Raw genomic sequence first — 13,740 nt, forward strand, 5'->3', positions numbered from 1 at the left:
CCAATGGACGCGCCGCTGTGGACCGAGACGCACGCGCCGGGGCTCGACGACCTCCCACAGCCGGAGGTCCGCGACCGCCTCCGACGCGCCGTGGACGAACCGATGAACCTCGTCGTGCAGGGCCCGCCGGGCGTCGGCAAGACCGCCGCCGTCCGCGCGCTGGCCCGTGAGGCGCATTCGGACCCCGAAAACGACCTCATCGAACTCAACGTCGCGGACTTCTTCAACCGGACGAAAAAGCAGATTCGCGCCGACCCGCGGTTCGAGCAGTTCCTCGACGGCCGCAGTCGCATGGCGAAACGCGACATGATAAACCGCGTGCTGAAGGAGTCCGCCAGCTACGCCCCGATGTCCGGCGAGTACAAGACCATCGTCCTCGACAACGCCGAGTCCATCCGCGAGGACTTCCAGCAGGCGCTCCGCCGCGTGATGGAACAGCACCACCGGACCACGCAGTTCGTCATCACCACGCGCCAGCCCTCGAAGCTCATCCCGCCGATTCGCTCGCGGTGTTTCCCCGTCCCCATGCCCGCACCCGACGACGCGGCGCTCGAATCCCTCCTCGCGGCCATCCTCGACGCGGAGGGCGTCGACTACGACGACGGCGGCCTCCAGTTCCTCGCCGACGCCTCCAACGGGAACGTCCGGAAGGCCGTGCTCTCGGCCCAGCGGACGGCCACCGAGGCCGACGAGGTCACCATGTCCACGGTCCACGCCGCCCTCGGCGACGTGGGCTTCGACGACGAGCTGAAGACGCTCCTCATCAACGCCCGCGAGGGCGATATCAAGGACGCCCGCAAGACGCTCACGACGCTTCTCGACGACGAGGGCTACGAGGGACAGGAGCTCCTCCGCGACGTCCTCCGCGTCGCCGACTCGACCCCCGAACGGTTCGCCGACGGCGAACTCGCCCGCCTGCACGAACTCGCCGGGCAGGTCGACCTCGACATCTCGACGGGCATCGACGACCGCCTGCACATCACCCACCTCCTCACGAGTTGGGGCGCGGACGTCCGCGGCGAGGCATAGATGCGGTTCGCACCCGGCTACCGACGGTTCGCGCTCCCCGCCTTCGTCGGCGCGGCGGTCGCGGCGGTCGTCTTCCCGCCCCTCGGGGCCGCGCTCCTCGCTGTGGGCGCGTTCGTCCTCTGGTTCTTCCGCGACCCCGAGCGCTCGCCACCGGACGAACCGGGCGTCGTCGCCCCCGCCGACGGGCGCGTCTCAGTGATTCGCGTCGAGGACGGCCGCGTCCGCGTGGGCGTGTTCATGAACGTCACCGACGTGCACGTCAACCGCGCGCCCGTCTCCGGTTCGGTCCGAACCGTCACCCACCGCCCCGGCGCGCACAAACCGGCGTTCTCGAAGGACTCGGACCGCAACGAGCGCGTCGATATCGAACTCGACACCGACGCGGGCGACCACGAAGTGTCGCTCATCGCTGGCGCGTTCGCCCGCCGGATTCACTCGTACGTCGCCCCCGGCGACGAACTCGTCCGCGGGCAGAAACTCGGCCACATCGACTTCGGCTCCCGGGCGGACGTGCTGTTGCCGCCGGAGTACGGCTCCGACGACGTGGTCGTCGAGAAGGGCGAGTCGGTGCGGGCGGGCGAGACGGTGTTGGCGCGGCGGAATTAAACTGAATATGCAATAGTAGCGTGTGGTTGTTTCCAATTAATACTGGGAAGATATTAAATAGGGTGAGTAAGTGACATACTGGAATTTGGCACTTAATATCATAGCAAACATTCACATTCTATTTGACAATGACTCTCGATACGCTTGTACCCAGTAAGTCGGAAAAAGAATCTGAAGATGATGTCCAGAGAGATGAGGAGCTAGAAGAATCGTTTGCGACAACAATTGAACGTGTATTGGTAGTTGGCGGTACCATTGTTGGTGGGCTCGGTTTTCTTTTCTTCGGCTCTGTTGAAATCCTCAGGGCCTGACAGATGTCGCGTGCTGAATATAGAGGGTGAGTTCAGCAAGACTCTGATGTTCGTTTCACGCGACCAGTGACGAAACAGCCGTTAGGTAGGTGTGCATAGTTATCCTCGTGGTTTTCTAGCGTTCACCCGCTTCATCAAGGCGGCGAGAGTTGTACTTTTGAAAGAAATGCAACGACAATCCCACAATGATTAGCATGAGGCCGAGTGGGAGCGATATTAGTGCAAGAACCGCTCCGGCGATAGCGATGTAGATGAATTTCATGTGTTAGCAATATGACTTCTATTGGGTGATAGCCCTTGTGGGAGTTATAATAAAAATCCCCATACCTAACATCAAGACCAGCAAGGTCGAGTGACCGACTTGCGCGCTCTATTCAGCACGACCTCAAGAAACTATCAATAACTGAGGATTTCAACAGAGCCTTTTCTTCCCAATTATTCTGGGTCCCCTTGCGATACTCGCTGGTGCTCTTGAAGCAATACTTTACGACATTCGTCGTGGTGTTGCACTATCGCTCTCGGGTTTGGTGCATTAGTCATCGGCCTCCTTATCGGTTTTATGTCCCAAAATTGGACTTAGAAATAAATCACACCAAAATTCTATAGACAGATTCAGGACTACGAGTACGTGATGTTGCGCGTCGGCTCGGACGGCGACCTCACGCTTCAGAAGGAAGAGCTGTCGCGGCCTCGTCCACCACGACTACCGGAGCGCCTCGACCGCGAGCATCGCCAGCGAGCAGACGAGCGAGAGGACTGCCACCACGAGCGCGAACAGGTAGTACGGACTCGACCCGGCCGAATACGACAGGAGCGAAAACAGCAGAAACGACGACCCCATCGCGACGATGACCATCGCTCGCGGGTCGGGGTCGTACGCCTCGGAGACCGCTTTTCGAACTGTCCGGAACATGCATTCGCTTCGACGCGCTGGCTGATAGTCCTGTCGAGCGATTGACCGGACAATCACCGACTCGGCCGAACCTATCGACGTCGCCGCCGATTCCGACTACCGATGGAGCAGATGCACGTACCGCACCAGCGACCGGTGGACGCGGCGCTCGAACACGCGTTCGACCTCCCAGCCGGCGTCTTCGGCCTCCTCGGCCCACGACCGGTCGGCGACCATCACGCACTCGGGGGCGACTCGGCGGACCTCCGCCAGCGCGCCGCCGACGAGGTCCGAAAGCGAGTGTCGCGCGATTTTCGACTGCCGGCCGTAGGGGGCGTCGAACACCGCGCCGTCCATCGAGTCGTCGTTGAAGGGGAGCGAGGTGGCGTCGCCGCGGACCACGTCGCCGGAGCCAACGTAGTGACGCAGGTTCTCCCGCGCGCCGCCGACCATCTTCGCTTGGGCGTCGACGCCGACCACGTCGGCACCGACGAGGCCGGCTTCGAGGAGGACGCCGCCGGTGCCACACATCGGGTCCAAAATCCGGGCACCGGGCTCCGCGCCGGCCATGTTGACGAACGCGCGGGCGTCCACTGGGGCCATGCTCCCCGGTTGGAAGAACGGGCGGTCGGTCGGCTTCCGGTCGGCGAAGTCGCGGACGGCCTCGACGGCGGTCCAGCCGACGAGACAGGCGTCCTCGGAGAAGTAGACCCGAAGCTCGTGGTCGGGGTCGTCGAGGTCGACGCCGAAGCCGCGGTCGACGAGCGCCGACCCGAGTTCGCGCTCGGCGTCGGTCGTGCTGATATCGGTGAGCCCTCGGACGTCGCGGGCGCGGACGGCGACGGTCCCCTCGCGGTCGACGTTCGCGGCCGCGACGACGGCGCGGGCGGCGTCGACGTCGGGGTCGCAGCGCCCGACCAGTTCGACGACGCGACGGGTGTAGGCGAGTCGCCGCGCGTGCTCTGGGTCGACGCCGCGGGCGGTGGCGAGGCCGGGGGCGACGACCGTCACGCCCGTCGCGGCCGCCTCGGCCTCGCGGGCGGCGAAGGCGTCCTCCTCGCCGGCGAGTTCCAGTCCGTACACGCTCGGACCTGACGGGCCGCGGAAATGAGGGTATCGGTCGTCGCCGGCCACCGACCGGCCGTGCCGCTGACCGCGACATCCCGACGACGGCGAGACTTATACCGACCGCTCCGAATCCACCCGTATGGCCTCTCTCGACGCCATCATCTGGGGCGCGGCGGCGCTGGCCTACGGGCTCGGCGACTACGTCACGACCGTCCTCGGAGTCAGGATGGCCGGCGTGCAGGAAGGGAACCCCATCGTGCGACGCATCTCCGGCGGCGACCCCGGTCCGGGCTCGTTCGCGGCGTTGAAACTCGTCTCAATCGCGCTGTTCCTCGCCGCCTACTGGGCGCTCAGACCGTCGGTCGCTCGCCTCGCAGTTCCATTCTCACTGACAGTTCTCGGCGCGGTCGTCACCGTCCGAAACGTCCGGATTATTCGCCGCCGCACGTAAACTGTCATTCCCTCGCACCAATCTTTTTAACCCTTAAATACGTGACTTAAATCGTTGTATGACCGACCCCAAGGACACAATCAACATCGAAAACGTCGTCGCCTCCACGGGAATCGGCCAAGAGCTCGACCTCCAGAGCGTGGCGATGGACCTCGAGGGTGCCGACTACGACCCCGAGCAGTTTCCGGGACTCGTCTATCGCACGCAGGACCCGAAGTCCGCGGCGCTCATCTTTCGGTCCGGGAAAATCGTCTGCACCGGCGCGAAGTCGACTGACGACGTCCACGAGAGCCTCGAAATCGTCTTCGACAAGCTCCGCGAGCTTCAGATTCCCGTCGACGACGACCCCGAAATCACCGTTCAGAACATCGTCACGAGCGCGGACCTCGGCGAGAACCTGAACCTCAACGCCATCGCCATCGGTCTCGGGCTCGAAAACATCGAGTACGAGCCGGAGCAGTTCCCCGGTCTCGTCTATCGCCTCGACGAACCGAGCGTCGTCGCCCTCCTCTTCGGGTCGGGCAAACTCGTCATCACGGGCGGCAAACAGCCGAAAGACGCCGAGGCGGCGGTCGACGTCATCATCTCGCGCCTCTCCGAACTCGGTCTCCTGAACGGGTCGTTCTAACGCGCCGGTCGCCCGGCCGCGCCGCGCGACCGGGACCGAATCGACCGAACCTAAGTCAGTCGCGTCCCACGGGCCGGTATGGACGCGCTCACCTTGCAGACGGCCGCCGGTGCGCCGGTCACGGCCGTCGCCGGAACGTTCGCGCTGTTCGCGCTGTTCCTCTCTCTCACCGCCCACATCGCCGCGCGGAACGTCCTCGGCGACGTGGAACTCAAGAAGGCGTTCGCCGTCGGGCCGGTTCCGGCGGCCGTCGCCGTCGTCTTCACCTCCTTCGGCTGGAACTCCTTCGTCGCGCTCGCGCTCGCAATCGGTCTCGATTTCGGCTTCGTCAAGTATCTCTACGGCCGGTCGAACCGCCTGTCGGCGTACGTGGTGACCATCCACTTCGTCGTCTCGGTGCTCCTCGGCAGCGTGCTGTTCGGCCTCGCCGCAATCCTCACGACCGCGCCCATCTGAGGCTCCCGCCGTACTTTCTTGACCGAGGCCGTCGAACCCCTCGCCGTGTCTCCCCGTCGCCTCCTCTGGAACGACACGGAACGCCGGCCGCGCGCCCCGTTCCGCCTGCTCGCGACGCCCGTCGTCTTCGTCGTCGTCTCACTGGTGGTCGGACTCTCGCTTTCGACCGCGCTCGGCGGCCTCGCCGAGTCCAGCCGACTCGTGTCGCTCGTCGTCTCCCTCGTCTCGGTCGGGGCGAGCGGCCTCGCCGCGCTCGTCGTCGCGCGGTACGTCGACAGACGAACCATCGCGGACCTCGGCCTCGGGTTCGACCGCGAGTGGGCGGTCGACCTCGCGTTCGGCCTCGCACTCGGAACCGGTCTGATGACCGCCGTCTTCGTCGTCGGCGTCGCGGCCGACTGGATTTCGGTCTCTCCCGCCCCGCTCGGCGTCGACCGACTGCTCGGCGTCGGCTCGCTTCTGGCGTTCTTCGTCGTCGTCGGCATCGCCGAGGAACTCCTGCTCCGGGGAATCGTTCTCACCGACGTCGCAGAGGGGCTCCGCTGGCGGTTCGACCCGGACGTGGCAGTCGCCGGCGGCCTCGCAGTCTCGTCGGCGGTGTTCGGCGTCGCCCACTACACCAACCCGAACGCGGGGTTCGCCAGCACGACGAGCATCACGCTCGCGGGCGTCATGCTCGGCCTCGGCTACGCGCTCACCGGCGACCTCGCCATCCCGACGGGAATCCACATCTCGTGGAACTTCGTGCAGGGCGGCGTCTTCGGCTTCGCGGTCAGCGGCCTCGACTTCGGCACGTCGCTCGTCGAGACGACGGAACGCGGCCCCGACGTGATTACCGGCGGCGCGTTCGGCCCCGAGGCCGGCCTGCTCGGCGTCGGCGCGATAGTGCTCGGGGCGGTCTGTATCGCGGCGTACGTCCGAGCGCGCCGCGGCGACCTCGGGTTCGACCCGTCGGTCACGGTGCCGGACCTGCGCTGGAAACAGTGAAAATCGGCGCGTCGCTTACTCGACCAACCGCTCGATTTCGGTCACGAGGATGCCGCTCGCGCCGACGTTCTTCAGGTCGCTGACGACCTCGAACACGTCGCGTTCGTTCACGACGGCGTGGACGGCCACGGTCGAGTCGCCGGCGACGTCCATCACGGTCGGTCCGCCGAGGCCGGGGATGACCTCCTTCACGTCGTCGAGTTTCTCGCGCGGCGCGTTCATCATCAGGTAGCGCTTGCCCTCCGCCGAGCGGACGGATTCGAGCGCCATGAGCAACTGCTGGACCTTCGGGTCGTCGACCACGTCGGGGCGGGCGAACAGCCGAACCGACGACGACAGCACCTCGTCAACGACGGCGAGGCGGTTCACCCGCAGGGTCGTCCCGGTCGAGGTGATGTCGATGATGGCGTCGGCCATCTCGACGTGCGGCGTCAGTTCGGTCGCGCCCGTGACCTCGACGACCTCGGCGTCGATGCCCTCCTCCTCGAAGTAAGTTCGCGCGATGTGCGGGAACTCGGTGGCGACGACCTTGCCCGAGACGTCGGCGACGGTCTCGATGTCGCCGTCCTCGGGCGCGGCGAGGACGAGCCGACACTTGCCGTACTCCAAATCGAGCAGGTCTTCGAGTTCGTGGCCCGACTCGCGGACTTGGTCGAGGCCCGTGATGCCGACCTCGGCGGCCCCGTCGCGGACGTACTCGGGGATGTCGGCGGCGCGGGCGAACAGCACGGTCACGTCGGGGTCGACGGTCCCGGCGTAGAGTTTGCGCTCGGCACCGTTGTCGAGGTGCAGTCCCGCACGCTCCAGGAGTTCTATCGTCGGTTCGTGCAGGCGGCCCTTGTTGGGCACGGCGATTCGCATACCTCTCCGTCACGTCCCGGAGGTAATTGACTTTCGCAAGCCGGAACGGTTTTTGACACGTATTCCAAATGTCACTTCATGGCTCCCCTTACGTTCGCCGGCGCGCTCGTCGGCGTCTCCCTCCTCGGGGCCGGTTGGTCGCGCGTCAGCGCCGGCCTCCACGAGCGCCGCGATTCGTCGGTCCAGCGGTTCAGAAGGCGCGTGCGAAGCAACTGGCTCTCCGCCGCCGTCCTGTTCGTCGGCCTCGTCTGGTGGACGAACGCGGACTGGGCGGTCCTCGCGGCCGTCGGTCTCCCGACCGACTGGCCGTGGGCGATTTTCGGCTGGGCGCTCGTGGCTGCCGGTGCCGCGGTCGTGGCGACCGTCTCGTACTTGGGCGCGTTCCCCGTGGCGAGGCGCGTTCGAGACGCCGATATAGGTGCGGGAACGGCCGCCGCGAAGATGTTCCGCTATCAGCTCTTCATCGCGGCGCTCGTCCTCTGCGTGGTGACCGCGCTACAAGTCGAATTCCGGGTCTTGGAGACCAGCGGCCTGCTCACCCTCCTCGCGTTCGTAGCCGCCGCATACGTGTTTTCGACACCGTTCGTCAGCGTCTCGCAGACGACGGCGGTCCCAGACGACGCGACGCGCGAGCGACTCGACCGCCTGTGCGACCGCGCCGGTCTCTCGGTCGCTCGGATTCGCCTCCTCGACGGCGGCGGCCACCGCTCGGACCACCTCGTCCGCGGCCCGCTCGGTCGGAAGACGCTGTTTCTCACCGACTCGCTGCTCGACCGCTACGACGACGAGACGGTTTCGGCGCACCTCGCGGTCGACGCCGGGCGGGTCGCTCGGTACGTCTACGAGCTTCGCCTGTTCACCGTGGGCGCGGCGGCTGGACTCGTCTTCGGGGGCTTCGCGTGGTCGCCGCTCGGGTTCGCGCTGTCGTTCTTGGTCTCCGCCGGAATCGGCGTGATCGTTCTCGTGACCGGCGAGTACGCGAGCAAGCGGCTCATCTATCGGGCCGACGAGGCGGCGGCACAGCGGGTCGGACGCGCGGCCGTCGCCGACGCGCTCGACGCGACCGCGGACGAGGTCGACACCGGCCGCGCGGGGTCGCGTCTCTCGTTCGAGCCGTCGCTGGCGTCGCGCATCGAACGGCTCCGAGACGGCTCCGGCGCGGGCGAGGCGTAGAACCGTAGGAACGTCGCTTTGCGGACCCGCGACTACCCTTCGACGAGGTGGTCGAGCAGGCGGTCGAACCGGTCGACGAACCGCTCGGGGAGCGACGGCGACACGTCGTCCAACAGTCTGGTCGTCCGCTCGGGGTGGGTGAGGACGAGCGTCACGCGGTTGTGCAGGTCGCGGTCCTTGCGGACCACGTCGCGTTCGACGAGGTGGTCGAGGTGCCACTCCAGCGTGCTCCGGGCGACGCCGATGTCGTCGGCGACGTCGTCGGGGCGGGCGTCGCCGTGTTCGAGGAGGTGGCCGAGGATGTCGCGGGCGGTCTCCCGGCGGACGAGCGCGAGCGCGCCGCGCTCCCACGCGTCGAACTCCGGGGGGAAGTAGTGCGTCCGCCCGTAGAACTCGGAGCGGCGGACCGTCTCGTCGGAGAGCAGTCTGCGGACGTGGTGTTGTACCTGGCCGGGAGCGAGGTCGAGCGCGCGAACGAGCTCGTTGAAGTGGACTCCCGGGTTGTGCTTGATGTGGTCGGCGACGCGGGTTCGTGTCTCACTCATGGGTCGTTGACCCCCGCCTCGCGCTCGATGCTCCGGGCGTAGTAGATGGCCGCGAGGACGAGGCCGGCCATCACGAGGTCCAAGAAGTGTTCGACGACGTGGTGGTCGAACTCGGAGAGGACGCCGCCGAGCGTCAGCGCGGCGACGGCCGCCCGCGACGCGAACGCCAACAGCGCCAGCGCGACGAGCAGGTGCGACCGCGTCCGCCGCCGGAGGAAGACGGCGACGCCGAGCGCGGCCAGCGTCACCGACGAGACTCCCGCGAGGACGACGACCGCGGTCATCCACGGACTGCCTTGGACGTGCCCCGGAACGAGCGCGAGGTTCGACGGGGGCTCCATGTCCCCCGATACTGGGGGTCCGACCCTAAGGGGGCGTGCTCGTTCTCGATTTTCGGGAATCGGACTACCGCCGGTATTCGGCCCGCTCGGAGGCGAAACGGCCGCTCGGTCCCCGCGGCCGCGAGACGGTGGATTCACCACCCCGCCGACCCGAACGAGCGACATGAACACGCTCCGAATCGCGGGCGGACAGGTGCTTCGCCCCGACGCGACGGTCGAGGACGCGGACGTCCTCGTGGACCGAGACGAGGGGACTATCCTCGACATCGGCGCGGACCTCGACGCCGACGCCGACGAGACGCTCGACGCCGCGGGCTGTCTCGTCACGCCCGGTCTGGTGAACGCCCACTGCCACGTGGCGATGACGCTCCTGCGCGGCTACGCCGACGACAAGCCGCTCGACGCGTGGCTCCGCGAGGACATCTGGCCCGCCGAGGGCGCGCTCACGCCCGAGGACGTGCGCGCCGGCGCGGAACTCGGCCTCGTGGAGATGATTAAGTCGGGGACCACCGCGTTCGCGGACATGTACTTCCACGTCCCCGAAATCGCCGCCGCGGTCGAGGAGGCCGGCCTCCGCGCCCGCCTCGGCCACGGCGTCGTCACGCTCGGCAAGGACGACGCGGACGCGCGGGCCGACATCGACGAGAGCCTCGACGTGGCCCGCGAGTTCGACGGCGCGGCCGACGGCCGGATTCGGACCGCCGCGATGCCGCACTCGCTGACGACGGTCGCGGAGGAGTACCTCCGCGAGTTCGTCGCCGACGCCCACGACGAGGGCATCCCGGTCCACTACCACGCCAACGAGACGACCGACGAGGTCGACCCCATCGTCGACGAGCGCGGCGAACGCCCGCTCGCGTACGCGAAGGAACTCGGGATGCTCACCGGCGACGACTTCCTCGCCCACGGCGTCCACGTCGACGACGCGGAAATCGACCTGCTCGCCGACGCGGGCACCGGCGTCGTCCACTGCCCGGCGTCGAACATGAAACTCGCCTCCGGCATGGCTCCCGTCCAGAAACTGCTCGACGCGGGCGTCACGGTCGGCCTCGGCACCGACGGCGCGGCCTCGAACAACGACCTCGACATGTTCGACGAGATGCGCGACGCCGCGATGCTCGGCAAGCTCGCCGCGGACGACGCCAGCGCCGTCGCCGCCCCGGACGTGGTGCGGATGGCGACCGCCGGCTCCGCCGCCGCCGTCGACCTCCCCGGCGGCGCGCTCGAAGTCGGCGGCGCGGCCGACCTCGCCGTCGTCGACCTCGACGCGCCGCATCTCGCGCCCGCCAACGACCTCGTGAGCCACCTCGCGTACGCCGCCCGCGGCTCCGACGTTCGCCACACGGTCTGCGACGGCCGGGTGCTGATGCGGGACCGCGAGGTGCTGACGCTCGACGAGGACGCCGCGATGGCCCGCGCCCGCGAGGCAATCGCGTCGCTCCGCGAGCGCGTCTGAATCGCCGCGCCGGCCTGCCGCCGTCTGAACCCCCCGTCTGGTCCGCCCACACCGCCTTCCGACCTCGCTACCCGGCCAGTTCGATGCGCAGTCCGTCGTCGGTCACGCTGACCTCCATGCGCTCGAACGTCCGGTGGTACTGCGCGACGTGTCGCCCGTCGCTGTGGTCGACCATGATGGACTTCTCGAACAGCGCCGCCTCGTGGAGCCGCTTGACCTCTCTGTAGGCCGTCGACAGCGGCACGTCGGCCCGACAGCTCAGCTCCTTGACCGTCAGCGGTTCGTCGGCGACGCGCAAGAGGTCCGGGACTGCGGGGGCGCTCATCAGGGCGAACAACTCCTGCTCGGCGAGCGTCTTGCCGTTTTCTATGACGAGCATCGGCCCTCGGCGATACAATCTCCCGGTTGACACTTGTAGATTCGGGGGCGCGACCGCCTTCGGTAGGGTTTTCGGACCCCTCTCCGAACCCACGGGTATGAGCGAACACTACGCTCCCGTCTCCGAGCACCTCGACGACGTCGAGGCCGCCCGGACCGAGGGACGACGCAAGATGGACTGGGCGCTCCAGCACATGCCCATCCTGCAGGAGCTCCGCGAGCAGTTCGAGTCGGAACAGCCGCTCGCCGGCGAGGTCGTCGGCATGGCGATGCACGTCGAGGCGAAGACGGCGAACCTCGTCGAACTGCTGGCGCTCGGCGGCGCGGAAGTCGCCATCACCGGCTGTAACCCGCTTTCGACCCACGACGACGTGTCGGCGGCGCTCGACGCCAACGACGACATCACCTCCTACGCCGTCCGCGGCGTCGACGACGAGGGCTACTACGCGGCCATCGACGCCGTCATCGCCCACGAGCCGACCGTCACGGTCGACGACGGCATGGACATGGTCTTTACCATCCACGAGGAGTACCCCGAACTCATCGACACCATCGTCGGCGGGGCCGAAGAGACCACGACCGGCGTCCACCGCCTCCGCGCGATGGACGAGGACGGCGAACTGAACTACCCCGTCTTCGCCGTCAACGACACGCCGATGAAGCGCCTGTTCGACAACGTCCACGGCACGGGCGAGTCGTCTCTGGCGACCATCGCCATGACGACGAACCTCTCGTACGCCGGCAAGAACGTCGTCGTCGGCGGCTACGGCTACTGCGGCAAGGGCGTCGCCAAGAAGGCGTCCGGCCAGAACGCGAACGTCATCGTCACCGAGGTCGACCCCCGCCGCGCGCTCGAAGCCCACATGGAGGGCTACGATGTGATGCCGATGGAGGAGGCCGCGAAGGTCGGCGACGTGTTCATCACGACCACCGGCAACCGCGACGTCATCACCCGCGAGGACTTCGAGAACATGAAAGACGGCGTCCTGCTCGCCAACGCCGGGCACTTCGACATCGAAATCGACCTCGACGCGCTGTCGGACCTCGCGGTCGACGAGTACGAGGCCCGCGACGGCGTCGACGCCTACGAACTCGAAGACGGCCGCCGCCTGAACGTCCTCGCCGAGGGCCGCCTCGTCAACCTCGCGTCGCCCATCGCGCTCGGCCACCCGGTCGAGGTCATGGACCAGTCGTTCGGCGTGCAGGCCGTCGTCGTCCGCGAACTCGTCGAGAACGGCGACGCCTACGACGCCGGCGTCCACGACGTGCCCGACGAACTGGACCGCGAGGTCGCCGAAATTAAGCTCGAAGCCGAGGGCATCGAGTTCGACTCGATGACCGACGAACAGCGCAAGTACATGGGTAGCTGGGCCCACGGGACGTAAGCGGTCTCACACACTCTCTCGTTTCTCACACCCGTCAGCGACCGCGTTCGGTCCACTCACCCGCTCGCCAGATGCACGCGACGCCGCCTATCCACGCCGCGAGTCGCATCGCGTCGATGGCCGCGTCGGACGGCGCTTTCCAGCCCCAACCGGTCGGGGCGCGCTCGCTTTCGACCGGCTCGACGACGTAGTACCGGCCGTCGGACTCGACGTAGTGCGACCGCGCCTCGTACGCGTCTTCTTCGGTCACGGTGCTGGTGCCGTTTCGGACGGCCTCGCGGACGTATCGCGGCGACTCGTCGAGGTCCTCCGAGAGGTTTCGCTTCACCGTCTCGGTCGGTACCGGGTCGACCGAGAGCGTGAGCGTGCGCCCGTCGAGCGTCGCGTTCGGTTCGAAGTATCGACCGTCGGTCCGGACGTAGTCGAACGACCAGAACTCCGAGTAGACGTCGCGGTCCGGGTCCAACTCGACTTCGACCGGGTCGCCGCGGGCCATGTCGATGATGGGGACGCACTCCGCCGACTGGAGGGGGTTCCACCCACACGATTTGACCCGGTAGAACGTGTCCGAAGTGTGCGGCAGGTAGTCCACCGCGGACGCCTCGTAGGTGTACGTCTTCTCGTAGGAGACGCCGTCGGGATAGAGATACAGCGGGTTCGCGAGGAGGGCGACCCCGAGGACGAGGAGGACGACGGCGATGCGGTTCTCCCGGTTCATACGGGCAGTATCCGTCAGCCGATAGATAGCTCTGGTGGCGCGTTCGCTTCGACGCCGGCGTCAGTGCGCGGCCATCTCCGAGAGGACGTTGACGCAGTAGATTCCGGCGAGGATGAGAAGCAGGCCGACGACGCCCGTCAGGTCGACCGGTTCGTCGAACACGACGACGCCGATGGCCGCGACGCCGACGATGCCCAGCGCGGCCCACGTCCCGTACACCACGCCGATGGGGAGTTCTTCCAACGTCAGCGAGACGAGGTAGAACGCGAGGCCGTAGCCGGCCACCACGCCGAGGCTCGGCACGGGCTTCGAAAAGCCCGCGGACAGTTTGAGCGCGGTCGTTCCGACCAGCTCCGACGCGATTGCGCCGGCGAGTAACACGTACGGGTTCATGCCCGTCGGTCCCGCCACGACCCGGATGAGCGTTCTGCAATCCCCCGCCACTTGCGGTCCGT

The 13,740-nt window shown here is 67.2% G+C and carries 18 protein-coding genes; 10 read left to right on the forward strand and 8 right to left on the reverse strand.

Annotated elements, in window-relative coordinates; genetic code table 11:
• The first annotated feature begins 3 nt into the window (after nt 1-3).
• The 3 genes from NDI65_RS15065 (at nt 4) to NDI65_RS15075 (ending at nt 1,946) form a co-directional block, all read left to right on the forward strand.
• Nucleotides 4-1,029 carry an AAA family ATPase gene (locus tag NDI65_RS15065; RefSeq protein WP_089777230.1) on the forward strand — a complete coding sequence of 342 codons (1,026 nt, stop codon included), beginning with the start codon at nt 4-6 and terminating at the stop codon, nt 1,027-1,029.
• Nucleotides 1,030-1,635 carry a protein sorting system archaetidylserine decarboxylase gene (locus tag NDI65_RS15070; protein WP_089777231.1) on the forward strand — a complete coding sequence of 202 codons (606 nt, stop codon included), beginning with the start codon at nt 1,030-1,032 and terminating at the stop codon, nt 1,633-1,635.
• A gap of 128 nt (nt 1,636-1,763) precedes the next feature.
• A complete protein-coding gene (locus NDI65_RS15075; protein ID WP_139043097.1) occupies nt 1,764-1,946 on the forward strand; it encodes a hypothetical protein in 183 nt (60 codons plus the stop codon).
• Nucleotides 1,947-2,649: 703 nt separating this feature from the next.
• On the opposite strand, the gene NDI65_RS15080 is transcribed toward NDI65_RS15075, so the two are convergent.
• Nucleotides 2,650-2,859: a hypothetical protein gene (locus tag NDI65_RS15080; RefSeq protein ID WP_089777232.1), complete on the reverse strand. Its 210-nt coding sequence runs from the start codon at nt 2,857-2,859 to the stop codon at nt 2,650-2,652.
• 96 nt (nt 2,860-2,955) lie between these two features.
• The gene (locus NDI65_RS15085; RefSeq protein WP_310893831.1) at nt 2,956-3,912 is read right to left on the reverse strand and encodes a methyltransferase domain-containing protein; all 957 of its coding nucleotides are present in this window, start codon (nt 3,910-3,912) and stop codon (nt 2,956-2,958) included.
• Between the two features lie 133 nt (nt 3,913-4,045).
• Here NDI65_RS15085 and NDI65_RS15090 point away from each other — a divergent pair, with 133 nt between their 5' ends.
• From NDI65_RS15090 to NDI65_RS15105, 4 genes are all read left to right on the forward strand, one after another.
• On the forward strand, nt 4,046-4,357 hold the full coding sequence (locus tag NDI65_RS15090; RefSeq protein WP_089777233.1) for a DUF5658 family protein: 312 nt from the start codon (nt 4,046-4,048) through the stop codon (nt 4,355-4,357).
• Nucleotides 4,358-4,415: 58 nt separating this feature from the next.
• On the forward strand, nt 4,416-4,985 hold the full coding sequence (locus tag NDI65_RS15095; protein WP_148413751.1) for a TATA-box-binding protein: 570 nt from the start codon (nt 4,416-4,418) through the stop codon (nt 4,983-4,985).
• A 78-nt stretch (nt 4,986-5,063) separates the two neighbouring features.
• Nucleotides 5,064-5,441, forward strand: a complete 378-nt coding sequence (locus tag NDI65_RS15100; protein ID WP_089777234.1) for a hypothetical protein — start codon at nt 5,064-5,066, stop codon at nt 5,439-5,441.
• An 18-nt stretch (nt 5,442-5,459) separates the two neighbouring features.
• Complete coding sequence (locus tag NDI65_RS15105; protein WP_089777235.1) at nt 5,460-6,428, forward strand: CPBP family intramembrane glutamic endopeptidase; 969 nt, start codon at nt 5,460-5,462, stop codon at nt 6,426-6,428.
• A 15-nt stretch (nt 6,429-6,443) separates the two neighbouring features.
• Here the strand turns inward: NDI65_RS15105 and hisG are convergent, their stop codons facing one another.
• On the reverse strand, nt 6,444-7,289 hold the full coding sequence (gene hisG / locus NDI65_RS15110) for an ATP phosphoribosyltransferase (RefSeq protein WP_089777236.1): 846 nt from the start codon (nt 7,287-7,289) through the stop codon (nt 6,444-6,446).
• A gap of 78 nt (nt 7,290-7,367) precedes the next feature.
• On the opposite strand from hisG, the gene NDI65_RS15115 reads away from it, so the two are divergent.
• Nucleotides 7,368-8,462: a peptidase gene (locus NDI65_RS15115; RefSeq protein ID WP_089777237.1), complete on the forward strand. Its 1,095-nt coding sequence runs from the start codon at nt 7,368-7,370 to the stop codon at nt 8,460-8,462.
• A 32-nt stretch (nt 8,463-8,494) separates the two neighbouring features.
• Here the strand turns inward: NDI65_RS15115 and NDI65_RS15120 are convergent, their stop codons facing one another.
• Together NDI65_RS15120 and NDI65_RS15125 are read right to left on the reverse strand one after the other, a co-directional pair.
• Nucleotides 8,495-9,007 carry a winged helix-turn-helix transcriptional regulator gene (locus NDI65_RS15120; RefSeq protein ID WP_089777238.1) on the reverse strand — a complete coding sequence of 171 codons (513 nt, stop codon included), beginning with the start codon at nt 9,005-9,007 and terminating at the stop codon, nt 8,495-8,497.
• Complete coding sequence (locus tag NDI65_RS15125) at nt 9,004-9,348, reverse strand: hypothetical protein (RefSeq protein ID WP_089777239.1); 345 nt, start codon at nt 9,346-9,348, stop codon at nt 9,004-9,006. The genes NDI65_RS15120 and NDI65_RS15125 overlap by 4 nt, the downstream gene beginning before the upstream one ends.
• A gap of 163 nt (nt 9,349-9,511) precedes the next feature.
• Between NDI65_RS15125 and NDI65_RS15130 the strand changes: the two genes are divergently transcribed.
• Nucleotides 9,512-10,804, forward strand: a complete 1,293-nt coding sequence (locus tag NDI65_RS15130) for an amidohydrolase (protein WP_310893807.1) — start codon at nt 9,512-9,514, stop codon at nt 10,802-10,804.
• 67 nt (nt 10,805-10,871) lie between these two features.
• On the opposite strand, the gene NDI65_RS15135 is transcribed toward NDI65_RS15130, so the two are convergent.
• Nucleotides 10,872-11,183: a helix-turn-helix transcriptional regulator gene (locus NDI65_RS15135; protein WP_007275558.1), complete on the reverse strand. Its 312-nt coding sequence runs from the start codon at nt 11,181-11,183 to the stop codon at nt 10,872-10,874.
• Nucleotides 11,184-11,280: 97 nt separating this feature from the next.
• Here NDI65_RS15135 and NDI65_RS15140 point away from each other — a divergent pair, with 97 nt between their 5' ends.
• Nucleotides 11,281-12,567 (forward strand): adenosylhomocysteinase, encoded by a 1,287-nt coding sequence (locus NDI65_RS15140; RefSeq protein WP_089777241.1) that lies wholly within the window; start codon nt 11,281-11,283, stop codon nt 12,565-12,567.
• A gap of 34 nt (nt 12,568-12,601) precedes the next feature.
• On the opposite strand, the gene NDI65_RS15145 is transcribed toward NDI65_RS15140, so the two are convergent.
• Both NDI65_RS15145 and NDI65_RS15150 read right to left on the reverse strand, forming a co-directional pair.
• Nucleotides 12,602-13,285, reverse strand: coding sequence for a hypothetical protein (locus NDI65_RS15145; protein ID WP_089777242.1), 684 nt, complete (start codon nt 13,283-13,285; stop codon nt 12,602-12,604).
• Nucleotides 13,286-13,345: 60 nt separating this feature from the next.
• Nucleotides 13,346-13,678, reverse strand: coding sequence for an SMR family transporter (locus NDI65_RS15150; RefSeq protein ID WP_089777313.1), 333 nt, complete (start codon nt 13,676-13,678; stop codon nt 13,346-13,348).
• Nucleotides 13,679-13,740: the final 62 nt, after the last annotated feature.

It is taken from the genome of Haloferax sp. S2CR25, from assembly GCF_031624535.1.
Lineage (GTDB): Archaea > Halobacteriota > Halobacteria > Halobacteriales > Haloferacaceae > Haloferax > Haloferax massiliensis.

What these genes read in the sequence shown, in the direction of transcription:
- NDI65_RS15070 (WP_089777231.1), top strand. Translation starts at nt 1,030, where the DNA reads ATGCGGTTCGCACCCGGCTACCGACGGTTCGCGCTCCCCGCCTTCGTC.
- NDI65_RS15120 (WP_089777238.1), bottom strand. Translation starts at nt 9,007, where the DNA reads ATGAGTGAGACACGAACCCGCGTCGCCGACCACATCAAGCACAACCCG.
- NDI65_RS15140 (WP_089777241.1), top strand. Translation starts at nt 11,281, where the DNA reads ATGAGCGAACACTACGCTCCCGTCTCCGAGCACCTCGACGACGTCGAG.
- NDI65_RS15135 (WP_007275558.1), bottom strand. Translation starts at nt 11,183, where the DNA reads ATGCTCGTCATAGAAAACGGCAAGACGCTCGCCGAGCAGGAGTTGTTC.
- NDI65_RS15075 (WP_139043097.1), top strand. Translation starts at nt 1,764, where the DNA reads ATGACTCTCGATACGCTTGTACCCAGTAAGTCGGAAAAAGAATCTGAA.
- NDI65_RS15145 (WP_089777242.1), bottom strand. Translation starts at nt 13,285, where the DNA reads ATGAACCGGGAGAACCGCATCGCCGTCGTCCTCCTCGTCCTCGGGGTC.
- NDI65_RS15095 (WP_148413751.1), top strand. Translation starts at nt 4,416, where the DNA reads ATGACCGACCCCAAGGACACAATCAACATCGAAAACGTCGTCGCCTCC.
- NDI65_RS15130 (WP_310893807.1), top strand. Translation starts at nt 9,512, where the DNA reads ATGAACACGCTCCGAATCGCGGGCGGACAGGTGCTTCGCCCCGACGCG.
- hisG (WP_089777236.1), bottom strand. Translation starts at nt 7,289, where the DNA reads ATGCGAATCGCCGTGCCCAACAAGGGCCGCCTGCACGAACCGACGATA.
- NDI65_RS15150 (WP_089777313.1), bottom strand. Translation starts at nt 13,678, where the DNA reads ATGAACCCGTACGTGTTACTCGCCGGCGCAATCGCGTCGGAGCTGGTC.
- NDI65_RS15090 (WP_089777233.1), top strand. Translation starts at nt 4,046, where the DNA reads ATGGCCTCTCTCGACGCCATCATCTGGGGCGCGGCGGCGCTGGCCTAC.
- NDI65_RS15080 (WP_089777232.1), bottom strand. Translation starts at nt 2,859, where the DNA reads ATGTTCCGGACAGTTCGAAAAGCGGTCTCCGAGGCGTACGACCCCGAC.
- NDI65_RS15125 (WP_089777239.1), bottom strand. Translation starts at nt 9,348, where the DNA reads ATGGAGCCCCCGTCGAACCTCGCGCTCGTTCCGGGGCACGTCCAAGGC.
- NDI65_RS15115 (WP_089777237.1), top strand. Translation starts at nt 7,368, where the DNA reads ATGGCTCCCCTTACGTTCGCCGGCGCGCTCGTCGGCGTCTCCCTCCTC.
- NDI65_RS15100 (WP_089777234.1), top strand. Translation starts at nt 5,064, where the DNA reads ATGGACGCGCTCACCTTGCAGACGGCCGCCGGTGCGCCGGTCACGGCC.
- NDI65_RS15065 (WP_089777230.1), top strand. Translation starts at nt 4, where the DNA reads ATGGACGCGCCGCTGTGGACCGAGACGCACGCGCCGGGGCTCGACGAC.